We start from the raw sequence: 11,656 nt of genomic DNA, 5'->3' as shown, positions 1-11,656 counted from the left end.
TTTACCGCTCAGCCCTAGCGACGGCTGGCTGCTGCCTTCCGACGACCAAGGGCGGTCAGTACCAGGCCCATGAGGAGCATTGCTCCTGCCCAGAGTACGAAGCTGTTGTTCAGACCAGTTGCAGCCAAGGTCTTGGCGCTTCCGACGGCGGTGGAGGCTGCCGCGGTCACGGAACCTTGGGTAGTAACCAGTGAGTGAACACTGCCCGCGGTCTGGATGGTTCCGCCGGTGAGGCTACCGTTAGTAGCGCCACTGTTCGTTGCGCCACCTGTTACGGCGCCACCGATGGGCTCATCAACACCGGTTTCTCCACCGGTCGAGGGGCTTCCGGTGATCGGGGTCTCGGTCGGAGGCGTAACTACCGGCGGGGTGACAACGGGAGGCGTAACTACCGGAGGGGTGACAACAGGAGGCGTAACTACCGGAGGGGTTACAACAGGAGGGGTTACGTTGCCGGTAGAACCGCCACCGATGCCTACCGAGGTCGAGCCAATGGTGACAGGAGCGGTGATCGGAACGATCAGCTGCGTACCTGAAAGGAGTCCGTCAAAGCCGGAAGTGCTGGCACCCGAAGTGGTACCGGTTGAGCCACCGGTGGAACCGGTCGAACCCGACGTAGCCGAGGAATCACCCAACACCCCAGCCCCGACCGAACCAACGCTCACCGGAGCAGTAATCGGAGCAACAACCTGGGTCCCAGAAGCAATACCGTCAGAACCAGAAGTGCTGGCACCCGATGAAGCAGGAGCCGTGCCGCCGGACGTTCCGTTCGAACCGGACGTAGCCGAGGAATCACCCAACACTCCAGCACCGATGGAGCCAACGCCTACCGGAGCAGTAATCGGAGCAACAACCTGGGTCCCCGAACCAATGCCGTCAGAACCGGAAGTGCTGGCACCCGAAGTGGTACCGGTTGAGCCACCGGTGGAGCCGTTCGAACCGTACGTAGCCGAGGAATCACCCAACACACCAGCACCGACCGAACCAACATTCACCGGAGCAGTAATCGGAGCAACAACCTGGGTCCCCGAACCAATGCCGTCAGAACCGGAAGTGCTGGCACCCGAAGTGGTACCGGTTGAGCCACCAGCGCTTCCAGCGGTGCCGGTCGAACCCGAGGTAGCCGAGGAATCACCCAACACCCCAGCCCCGACCGAACCAACGCTCACCGGAGCAGTAATAGGAGCAACAACCTGCGTCCCCGAACCAATGCCGTCAGAACCGGAAGTGGAAGCACCCGATGAAGCAGGCGCCGGGGCCTGTGCAGGAGCTGTTGTTCCCGAAGTGGCTGCCGAGTCACCCAGGACGCCGACCGACGTCGACCCAACCGTGATGGGAACCGTCACCGGTGCCACAACTTGGGTTCCTGAGGCGATACCGTCGCCGCCGCCTGTGGTGGCTGTCGGCGTCGAACTTGTTGACCCAGCGGGGGCGGCAGGTGTGGCTGAGCTCGTCGCAGTGGAGCCCCCCAGCAGACCCACTGACGACGAGCCCAGGCTTACGGGCACCGTGACCGGAGCGACAACTTGTGTTCCGGAGCCGATGCCGTTGGAACCGGTGGTGGTGGCGGGCGCTGAACCCGAAGCGGCAGCGGGTGCTGCCGAACTGGTTGCTGCCGAGTCCCCTGCCAGGCCCAAAGAAGTTGCGCCGAGACTGACTGGCGCTGTTACTGGCGCCACCACCTGCGTGCCGGAAAGGAGTCCGTCGCTGCCGCTGGTGGTATCTGCGGCGTTTGCCGCGGTGGCGCTGAGGACAATCATGCCCCCGGCAAAGCAGGTGCCGATCAGGCACTTGCGAATGGTCGTGTTCATGGTGTGTTTCTCCTGAAGATCTAGTTTCCGGAGACGTCCAATCACGGATCGTCTGTCGAGCCGTCTGCCGCTAAAGCTGGTCAGCAAGGCAGGGGAACTAGTCAGGAGATGAGCCGGGGTCGAATGAGACCGGCTTTGGATGTTGTTCATCGCTGGCCGTCGCGAGGCCAGGAAGTGCGTCAGCGGGAATGATCAGTGCGTCGTGAAGAAATGCTGCCGCCGGGTTTGGCGGCCCATTGGAGGACGCACCGGAACCACTGCCGGCGAGGCCGGAGGGGAGGGCGTCGAAGTCGCCCGGCAGCCCGGACGGGGCCGCAGGATCGGCAACAGGGGAGGATCCGCCAAGCACCGCTGTGATGCCTGTGGGCCCGAAGTTCCGCGTGTTGGCCAGCCACGACGCGTCCACCGAGAGCCCGGCCTCAGAGGACTGTTCGGCTTGCACAGCCAGGCTGCTTCCGGTTGGCTCCGGAGAACTTTCGACGCCGGCTGATGGCTCGGTGCCCGCGTCCGGGGAGGCCGGAGCTACTGAAGCATCCGCGCCAGGAATGCCAGGCAGATCGGAGTCAGGGACCGTAACCGGTGGCACCACAACAGGTGGAATCGTGATGGGCGGAACCACTGTGTCCAGCGGCGGCAGGACGGTGTCCACGACGCCCACAATGGGTTCCACAACCGGGTTGACTGCGTCAGTGACCGGCTCCAAACGCACCGGTTCCACGAGGGAGTTCACCGGCGGAACCACTACGTTGACGGTTTGGTCCACAGGATCGGTGACAGGTGTCACCACGGTGTTCACGATGGTTCCCGCTGTGTTTGCGGGGAGAATTTGGTTGGCTACCGGGACGGCGCCCACTGCATCATCCACCGCGCCGGCCACGTGCTGAACCACGGGAGTGACTGCGGGGACGGGAACGTTGACCAGATCAGCCGGCAGCAACCCTTTGACAGAGGCCGGGAGAGGAACGTTGGGCACCGGGACGGTGATGGAACTGGACGATGTGACACTGTCCAAAAGGTTCTTGTCCGAGCCTGTGTTCGCATCGGCGGCTGTGGCTGAGAGTGCCATCCAGATGGCGGTGCCTGCGCCCGCGACCATGACAGAGCGGAGAATGCTGGCAGCACGCGGGAAAACGCGTGAACCGCTCATCTCGACACCCCCAGGTAGTCGCGAACCAATGGTCGAATTCATCCTAAGACGGTCTTACGCCATTAGTCCATGCCTGGGAGTAAACAAGATGACAAATTTGTAAGGAACCTTGTTACGAAGGGTAGGAACCCGTCTCACTCGGGCCGAAGTCCGCCGTTCCCAAGGTGGTGCGGCCATGGGCGTTGGTTTCCTGGAGCCTCTTGATGAACCAACGCGACTGTTCCGGGCCGTATGGAAGCACGGGAATGGCCTTGGTTGCGTCAGAGGGCATGTCACGGATGGACTGGGTTGCCTGGCGAACCGCGGTGCTCATGGTGTGGGCCATGGTCTTGACGAACTCGTCGCTGACATGTTTTCCGTGGCCCGGGACCAGGAACTCATAACGGTGACGCAGGGCGGAAATGTGCCGCAGGGCATCAGCCCACTCCTCCGGGTAGGAATCCTCGAATGAAGGATGCGCTCCCTGTTCGACGAGGTCACCAACGTAAAGGGTGGTGCTGGTTCCTACCAGCAGGTCGCCGTCCGTGTGGGCACGTCCCAGGTAGAAGAGCGTTGCAGTGATGCCCCCCAGGTCAACCAGCACAGGCTGGTCGCGGACGAGCGCGTTCGGGACGACGATCTCGACGGCGTCGCCCTCCCCCGCTGCCATCTCGGGTTCGTTGGTGGCCACGAAGCGTCGCTGGTTATCGGCGTCGCGTTCGATAGTGGCCGCACAGTTGGCGTGCGCCCAAAACTCGGTAACGCCGTCGTCAGCGAAGACGGCGTTACCGAAGAAGTGGTCGTAATGCGCGTGGGTGTTCACGACAACCAGCGGCAGCTGGGTTTTTTCACGCACCGCAGCAAGGATCTCGCGGCCTTGGCGCGGGCCGCAGCCGGTGTCGATGACCATGGCGAGCTCAGAGCCCACCACCAGCCCGGTGTTGAGTAACGATCCCTCGGTTTCCAAGACGTAGTTGTCCGGTCCAAGTTCCAGCCAAGCTGACAATGCGTTCTCCGTATCCACTGCAATCCGGCGATGTTCAGGCCTCTACTCTACCCACGGAAAGCTGGGAGAGCGCGGAATGAACCGAGCCGTTGGTACAGGGATTTAGAGAATGGCCGTCATGACGTTCCAGCCTGCGCCTACCTGTGCGGAGTACAGCCACCAGCCTGCGCCGTTGCCTGCGTACAGGATCAGGTCACCGCCCGTGGTGCGGCCGAGAACGTCAACCTTGCCGTCGCCGTCGAAATCGCCGGGAGCTTCGAGGGCGTTGAAGATGTTCCAGCCCGAACCGATCTGGCTGGTACCAAGCCACCCACCCGAGCCGTTGCCGGGGTAGAGCAGAAGTGCGCCGGAGCCATTGCGGGCAATGACGTCAGCTTTGCCGTCACCGTTGAAATCCCCGACGCCGTCGATGGCGGTCATGACATTCCAGCCGGCGCCGATCTGACGCGGCTGCAGCCAACCGCCAGTGCCGTTGCCCGGGTAGAGCCAGAGCACGCCGTTGCCATCGCGGGCGATGATGTCAGCTGTCGCGTCGCCGTTGAAGTCGCCCGGCGCCTTGATGGAGGTCATGACGTTCCAGCCGGCACCGATCTGACGGGCACCCAGCAGACCACCGAATCCGTTACCGGGGTAGAGCCAGAGCACGCCGTTGCCATCGCGGGCGATGACATCTGCATAGCCGTCGCCGTTGAAGTCACCCGGCGCCTCGATGGAAGTCATGCCGTTCCAGCCCACACCGATCTGGGTGCGGGCGCCCTTCCATCCTCCGTAGCCGTTGCCGCGGTACAGCCACAGTGCCCCACTGCCATCGCGTGCAATAACGTCGCTTGTGCCGTCACCGTTGAAGTCGGTGAGCTTCTTGTTCGGCGCTATGGCGGGAGCCGTCCCGCCGAACTTCTTCAGTGCCGCCGTCGCATCCACCAGGCCCGCGCCGCAACCGACGGAGCATCCCCCAGGCAATGGCCGCGCCGTTTCCTTGAGCTGCTGCTCCACCTGGGCAGGGGTAACTGCGCCGCCTTGCGCGGACATGAGAAGCGCTGCAACACCGGCCACATGGGGAGCGGCCATGGACGACCCCTCCATCCAGGCGAAAGCAGGCTCACCAGGAGTGGTTGTCCCGTAGTTCAGCGTGGACAGAATGCCACGGCTGACGTCCACGGACATGTCGCCGCCGGGCGCCGTGATGTCCACGGTGGGGCCGTAGTTGGAGTACGAGGCCCGGGCTCCAGTTTTGTCGCTGGCTCCCACGGCAATCACGTTCTGGCAGTTTGCGGGACTCGCGTCAGCTGCTGGAACGTTGGAGTTTCCGGCAGAGGCCACAACCACGGCGCCTGCGTTGTAGGCAGTATTGATGGCGTTCTGGTACGTGGCGGAGCACACTGCGGTGCCGCCAAAGCTAAGGTTGATCACCTTGGCCGGGTTGGGGTTCACGGGAACATCAGTAACCACGCCACCTGCCGCCCAAATGATGGAATCTGCGATGTCCGATGTGTACCCGCCACAGACGCCGAGGGCCCGGACCGGAAGGATCTTGGCGCTTGGAGCAACGCCGGAGATGCCGATTTTGTTGTTCCCAAGCGCTGCCACGATTCCAGCCACGTGGGTTCCGTGCCAGGAAGAGTTCATGGCAGGACTGCCGGCTTCACACTCTTCCGCGGGTACCCAGTCACCCTGGTCGCTGGGATCGGGGTCCCGGCCGTTTCCATCACGCGCATCTGCAGCACTGGAAATCATGTCGTAGCCGGGCAGCACGTTGGCGTTGAGTTCCGGGTGGCTGGTGATGCCGGTATCCACCACCGCAACCACTACGCCTTCGCCATGGTTGTAGTCCCAGGCTCCGGGAGTGCGGATGCCGGAAAGGTTGTCCCACAGGTTCCACTGCTCCAAGTACCCGTAGTCCTGCGAATGCGAGGTCGGGCGCATGATGGCGTCGGGCTCTGCGTAGGCCACGTTGGGATCTGCACGGAGGGTTTCAACGAAGGCCTGGGCTTCAGATCCCGAGAGTGCTTCGTCGAGCTTGATGACGTGGCCGCCGGTGGCATTCTCGCGGGAACTCTTGGCGGCGACACCCAGCTTGGTAGCTGCATGATCCGCTGCGTTCTCGGCCTTCACTGCGGCTGTTTGGGCGGCGCTGTCCCGAATGCCCACAATGAATTGGTCCGTGGGGACGTCGGCGGCGGGCTTGAGGACCTTCGGGGTGCTCGGAATGATGTCGATCTTATCGGCTGCGGCAGGCTGAACGGCCAAGCCAGCGCCAATTAGAAGAGTGGTCATGGCTATGCCAACGGCTCTTACAGGGCGGAGTCGGGGATTTTTCACTGGGCATCCTAGGGAAAATCGCGGGCAGCCTTGAACGGCTGATCGCGGGCAACTGGAGACCACCAGCTGACCCCCAGAGAATTGTAAGCGGACTATCGGCTCTCTGGTGTAAATGGAGCGATTGTGACGGGGTACAGTGCGGCCCGGAAGCATGAGCTTCCGGGCCGCACTGTTGCCACAGACTAAGCGTCAGGCGTTAGCTGTGACGCGATGCTGCCCTGCGGCGAGCGAGGATCATCAGGACGATACCGAAGGCCAAGAGTGCCGCAGCTGCCGCAACGAAGGGAGCAACCTGGGTTCCCGTGTAGGCCAGACCGCTGCCGGAGCCACCGGTTTTCGATGAATCGCCTGCCGGAGCGTCCGTTGTAGGAACGGAAATTACCGGAGCACCATTCGTCGGCGTGCCCGATTCGCTCGGCCGCGGGGTTTCCGAGTGGCTCGGCCGCGGGGTTTCCGAGTGGCTCGGCCGCGGGGTTTGAGTCGGCGTATCCGTCGGCGACGGGCTCGGCGTCGGCGTCTCAGTCGGGGTATCCGTCGGCGACGGGCTCGGCGTCGGCGACTCAGTCGGGGTATCCGTCGGCGACGGGCTCGGCGTCGGCGACTCAGTCGGAGTCGGCGTCGGCGTCGGCGTTAGGCCGTAGTTGATCTGGGCAGATGCTGAGATCGTCTGAGCCTCGGCGCGGGCAAACACGGCAAACACTTGGCAATTGTCGTCACCGTTGCTGTACCAGTTCAAGCTGTCTTCTGTCACCGGCAGAACCGAGAGGTCAACAGAGACTGTTCCAGCAGCCTGGCTGGTTGTGCAAAGGTCTACGTCCACCGAGGATCCGGCTGAGGAGGGAGTGCTGACCGTCAGGACATCTCCGTTCAAAACGGCGTCAGACTCTCCGGGGCACAGCACAAAGGTACCGTTGGTCGCGGAGAGCTGGATTGGTGTCTCTGCGATGTTTGTGGTCACAGTGATCCTGCTTTCCTGCCCGACGACCTGCGACTGGGAAACCGGCGTGACACTGATTTGCGGCACTGACGGCTGGGAAAGGAAAGCGAACGTCTCGTTGATCTTGTCAGGACTCAGACCAGCATTGTCACAGATGGTAATGCTCGTGCCGGTCAGATACTCGTAGTCCTTGACGCACCAAGCCAGGCGCTGCAACCTGTATCGATCAGCGGAATCGGTGTCCGGCCTAACAAATTTATTGGTGACACCATCGTTGTACTGATAGCCGTTCTGAACAACGTAGGCGAATACACGCCGCTGGAAATCGGTCATATCGGCATTTTTCTCAGGATCATCGTCCAGAGGTCGACCGTCGAAGCACGAGTGCAAGATGACGTCAGTACAGAACATCCAAGCACTAACCGGGCCACCGCCTACGGGACCCCCCTCTGCTTCGGTTTCGTAACGCGTACCGCAAAGAGGCGGAAGAGTGGTGAGACCCTCCGGCCCCTCGCCCTGGTAATTGTAAAGCGGGACTACCAGCCCGTTGTTGTAATTGTCCAGATTCGTTCCGTTGACCGTGGTGTCGGGGGAAGGTTCACTAAACGTAGTCCCCGGACACAGTGGTGCCTCAAAAGTAGTTGCAGCCACTGAGGGTGTCGATGCCACGGCGGCTGGCGATATTGCAAACTGTGCAGCGAACACCCCCGCTGCCAATGTCGTGGTCGCGGCAAGGGCCCCGACGAATCGCTTAAGCATTTTGTTCCTTCATCGAATGAGTTGCGAGACGAATGGGAAGGCATCAAGAGCTGATCACTCCGGGCTGTGTCCGGTCAGCCGGGTTCGTCGCCTGATGCGCAACCACTTATGAAGTAGTAGTCGGCTCCTAAAACGTGACGTGAAAGCCAGTCATAGTGAGCAAGCTCACGGCAGGGGAAGCCTCGGATGCGAAGGGCTGCGTCGAAGAAACAGACACCGCTGGTGAGAACTAATTAACACTCAGGCTATTGACCGAGGCCGATCACACCCCTAGAGTTCTGATATATGAGTCGTATGTCACATTTTTGATGCGCCCGGGTTCGAGGCGCTGATCTCAATGGGTCTCGCGGGAGTGCCGGGCATCAAAACGTGGCTCCGGCGTCGCGGGCCCAGCGCGGCAATCCGCTGGCATCGAGCCAGCCGGCCTCGTCCACTGGTCGCTAAGGTCTGCGACTGTCCGCACGTCTAGAAAACGGCGCTCTGGTGCCGTCAGCGTTTTTCGCTGAAGCCAGAAGGGAACACACCTCCATGATCCACCCGACCAAGACGACGGCCGCCGTCGACGCCCCCGTACCAAAAGAGACCAGCTCCACATTCAAACGCCGCTTCATGTTTCGGCTGGTCGCTGTCTTCATCGGCGGTATGTTCCTCGATGGCTACATCCTCGGAATCATCGGCCCGGTCACGGGACTCATGCGCTCAGACCTCCAGCTCGACGCGCTGTCTTTGGGTTTGATCGCTGCAGGTCCGCTGGTTGGCATCTTCGTCGGCTCCCCGATTGCCGGGTGGGCTGCTGACAAATTCGGACGTAAGCCCATGTTCCTCGTGGACATGGGCCTGTTTCTGGTCGCCTCAGCTGCCCAGTTCTTCGTAACCTCCGGAGACGGCGCAGTAATCCAACTGGCCATCATCCGGTTCTTCATGGGCGTCGCAATCGGCGGCGAGTACTCAATCGGCGGACCGCTGCTGTCAGAGTTCTCCCCTCCCAAGCTCCGCGGGCGACTGCTCGGGCTGACTCTGATCGCCTGGTACGTCGGCTTCATGATGGCGTTCATCATCGGCACGCTCCTGCACGACGCCGGCGCCCCGTGGCGCATCGTCATCGGCACGAGCACTGTACTCGCAGCCGTCCTGTTCGTCGCCCGTATCGGCCTCCCCGAATCGCCGAGCTGGCTCATCACTAAGGGCCGGCGCGACGAAGCGCTGGCGATCGCACGCAAGTACGTCGAATCACCGCAAATGCATGACAGCATCACCGAAGAGATCAACCTGAGGATGCTCCAGGAGGCCCAGGCGGCGCAGAGCAGGAGCACCATCAAGAATGCCTCCTTCTCAATGCTGTTCTCCAAGCAATACTGGAAGACAACACTCTTCACCGCAGGTTTCTGGTTCTGCGCAGTCACCCCCTACTTCGCAATCGCAACGTTCGCCGACGAGGTACTCAACCAATTCGGCTTCGGCGGAGGGTGGGCCGGCGGCGTCGGCCTGTCTGCACTCGCGGCTGCTGGTGTTGTCACCACTGTTCTACTGATCGACAGGCTCGGCCGCCGGATCCTCACAGTCCCTGGGCAGTGGCTCTGTGCGGGAATCCTGCTGGTCATCGGAGTCTGGGCGGACGCACCGGCCATCCTGGTTCTGGCGCTGTTCCTGGCCTTCTCCTTCTTCAATGCCGGCTACACCACGATGACCCAGGTCTATCCGGCAGAGGTCTTCCCCGGTCATCTGCGCGGCGTCGGCATGGGGTTCGCCGCGGCTTTCAGCCGCATCGGAGCCGCGCTCGGCACCTTCGCCTTGCCTTGGGCGATCGCCAACATCGGCATGGGTCCCAGCATGGTGGTGGCCGCCGTCGTCGCATTCCTCGGCGCAATCCTCTCGCAATGGCTCGCTCCCGAGACCAAGGGGCGCACGCTCGCCGAGATCTCGGCAGACTTCAAGCACTGAGGAACTTATAGGAGAAGGACCCCGATTGTTCAAGTCGGGGTCCTTCTCCATGTTTTAGCGGGGGATGTGAGCGAGGGTTCGGCTCAAGCCCGCGGGATGTGAGCGAGCGTTCGGCTCAAGCGCGGGATGTGAGCGAGCGTTCGGCTCAAGCCCGGGGGATGTGAGCGAGGGTTCGGCTCAAGCCCGCGGATGTGAGCTAGCGTGCCGCCCAAGCCCGGGGGATGTGAGCGAGCGTTCGGCTCAAGCCCGGGGGATGTGAGCGAGGGCCGGGGCTACATGTCCGCCAGGGCGCCGCCGGGGTTCTCGATGGCGTCGGCTACGTAGCGGAGGAAGCCTGCGGCGGTTTCGCCGTCGCACACGCGGTGGTCGAACGCCAGCGTAAGCTCGGTCACCTTGCGGACGGCCAGCTCGCCGTTGACTACCCAGGGCTTGTCGATGATGCGGCCCACTCCGAGCATCGCGACCTCGGGATAGTTGATGATCGCCGCGGAACCGTCGACGCCGAACACGCCATAGTTGTTCAGCGTGAAGGTGCCGGAGCCCAGTTCCGTCGGGGTCGCCTTTCCGTCACGCGCGACGGCGGTGAGTCGCCGGATCTCGGCGTCCAGTTCGCGGGCACTCATCGTGTGCGCGTTCCGTACAGACGGAACCACGAGTCCGCGGTCGGTCTGGGCAGCGAAGCCGAGGTTGATTCCGTCGAAGCCCACGATCTCCTGGGACCCGTCAACTCCAGTTTCAAAGCGCGTGTTCAAGGCCGGGTACTTTTTTAACCCAGCCGTGACAAAACGAGCGATGAAGGCCAACAGACCGGGGGTATCGTGCGGCGCGCGCTTCTTGAGTTCGGCACGCATCTCCAGCAACGCCGTGGCATCGACGTCCACCCACACGGTCGCTTCGGGGATCTCAGAACGGCTCTTCGTCATGTTCGCAGCTACGGCCTTGCGCACTCCACGAACAGGCGTCCGCGCCGACACAGCCAGACCTGTCCGGCCATCAACGGAGCCCTCGGCAGCGGAGGCGGCAGCCGGAACAGCAGGAGCCGGAGCCGAAGCAGCCGGAGCCTCCGGCGCAGAAATCGCAGCTTCAACGTCCCGGCGCATGATCAGCCCACTGGCGCCCGAACCCTCGATCGAGTCCAGCGAAACACCGTGGTCACGCGCCATCTTCCGTACCAGCGGGGAAATGACGGCGCTGAGCTTGCCCGGGATACGCGTCCCGGCCACAGCCGGCTCAAACGACGCCTCAGGAACAGCGGCAGGCTCGACGACGGCGACACTCGCCTTCCGCGGTCGGGTCCGGCCACCCGTGGCTCCCCCAGGCGTGCCGTAGCCGATGAGCACGTTCCCCGAGCCAGCCTTCTCCTCGGTCCGGTACGTCTCGGCAGCTGCGGAAACCTCAGCCGAGGCCGGAACACCAGTAGACACAGCATCATCAGCAGCCGCCGGGGCAGCAGCCGGCGCGCCGGCAGCAGCAGCCGAGCCAGCAACCGGACCCGGACCCGACCCCGCACCAACGCGAGCAATCGAGATCAGCGGCTTGCCGACGTCGAGCGTCTGGCCGGCCTCCCCGTGCAGTTCGGCGACGGTGCCGGCGTACGGCGAGGGCACCTCCACCATGGACTTGGCGGTCTCGACTTCGGCGATGGGCTGGTCTACTTTGACCTGGTCCCCCACGGCCACGAGCCAGTTCACGAGTTCGGCTTCGGTGAGGCCTTCGCCGAGGTCGGGCAGACGGAATACCTGCAGATCTGAGCTCAT

Annotated in this window: 7 protein-coding genes; 1 reads left to right on the top strand and 6 read right to left on the bottom strand. The window is 62.8% G+C overall.

The genetic code is table 11. The features are described 5' to 3' along the window. Positions 1–14 precede the first annotated feature (14 nt). The 5 genes from PQ627_RS11145 to PQ627_RS11125 form a co-directional block, all read right to left on the bottom strand. Positions 15–1,811 carry a beta strand repeat-containing protein gene (locus PQ627_RS11145; RefSeq protein WP_274260962.1) on the bottom strand — a complete coding sequence of 599 codons (1,797 nt, stop codon included), beginning with the start codon at positions 1,809–1,811 and terminating at the stop codon, positions 15–17. Between the two features lie 97 nt (positions 1,812–1,908). Beyond that, entirely contained in the window at positions 1,909–2,958 is a 1,050-nt protein-coding gene (locus tag PQ627_RS11140) for a hypothetical protein (protein WP_274260960.1), read from the bottom strand. A gap of 112 nt (positions 2,959–3,070) precedes the next feature. Continuing rightward, entirely contained in the window at positions 3,071–3,961 is an 891-nt protein-coding gene (locus PQ627_RS11135; protein WP_274260958.1) for an MBL fold metallo-hydrolase, read from the bottom strand. A gap of 84 nt (positions 3,962–4,045) precedes the next feature. Further along, on the bottom strand, positions 4,046–6,217 hold the full coding sequence (locus PQ627_RS11130) for a S8 family serine peptidase (RefSeq protein ID WP_274260956.1): 2,172 nt from the start codon (positions 6,215–6,217) through the stop codon (positions 4,046–4,048). 241 nt (positions 6,218–6,458) lie between these two features. After that, complete coding sequence (locus PQ627_RS11125; protein WP_274260954.1) at positions 6,459–7,532, bottom strand: hypothetical protein; 1,074 nt, start codon at positions 7,530–7,532, stop codon at positions 6,459–6,461. A gap of 954 nt (positions 7,533–8,486) precedes the next feature. Here PQ627_RS11125 and PQ627_RS11120 point away from each other — a divergent pair. Then, positions 8,487–9,899 (top strand): MFS transporter, encoded by a 1,413-nt coding sequence (locus PQ627_RS11120; protein WP_274260952.1) that lies wholly within the window; start codon positions 8,487–8,489, stop codon positions 9,897–9,899. 272 nt (positions 9,900–10,171) lie between these two features. Here the strand turns inward: PQ627_RS11120 and PQ627_RS11115 are convergent, their stop codons facing one another. Then, a complete protein-coding gene (locus PQ627_RS11115; RefSeq protein WP_274260951.1) occupies positions 10,172–11,656 on the bottom strand; it encodes a dihydrolipoamide acetyltransferase family protein in 1,485 nt (494 codons plus the stop codon).

Origin of the sequence: Paenarthrobacter sp. AB444, assembly GCF_028736865.1 — a bacterium.
Lineage (GTDB): Bacteria > Actinomycetota > Actinomycetes > Actinomycetales > Micrococcaceae > Arthrobacter > Arthrobacter nicotinovorans_B.
Note: the sequence above shows the minus strand (reverse complement) of the source record. Positions and strands in the feature narration are given on the sequence as shown.

Bases quoted from the DNA above. Each gene is read 5' to 3' on its own strand.
- PQ627_RS11130 (WP_274260956.1), bottom strand. From the start codon at position 6,217: ATGACCACTCTTCTAATTGGCGCTGGCTTGGCCGTTCAGCCTGCCGCA.
- PQ627_RS11125 (WP_274260954.1), bottom strand. From the start codon at position 7,532: ATGACCGATTTCCAGCGGCGTGTATTCGCCTACGTTGTTCAGAACGGC.
- PQ627_RS11115 (WP_274260951.1), bottom strand. From the start codon at position 11,656: ATGAGCTCAGATCTGCAGGTATTCCGTCTGCCCGACCTCGGCGAAGGC.
- PQ627_RS11120 (WP_274260952.1), top strand. From the start codon at position 8,487: ATGATCCACCCGACCAAGACGACGGCCGCCGTCGACGCCCCCGTACCA.
- PQ627_RS11140 (WP_274260960.1), bottom strand. From the start codon at position 2,958: ATGAGCGGTTCACGCGTTTTCCCGCGTGCTGCCAGCATTCTCCGCTCT.
- PQ627_RS11145 (WP_274260962.1), bottom strand. From the start codon at position 1,811: ATGAACACGACCATTCGCAAGTGCCTGATCGGCACCTGCTTTGCCGGG.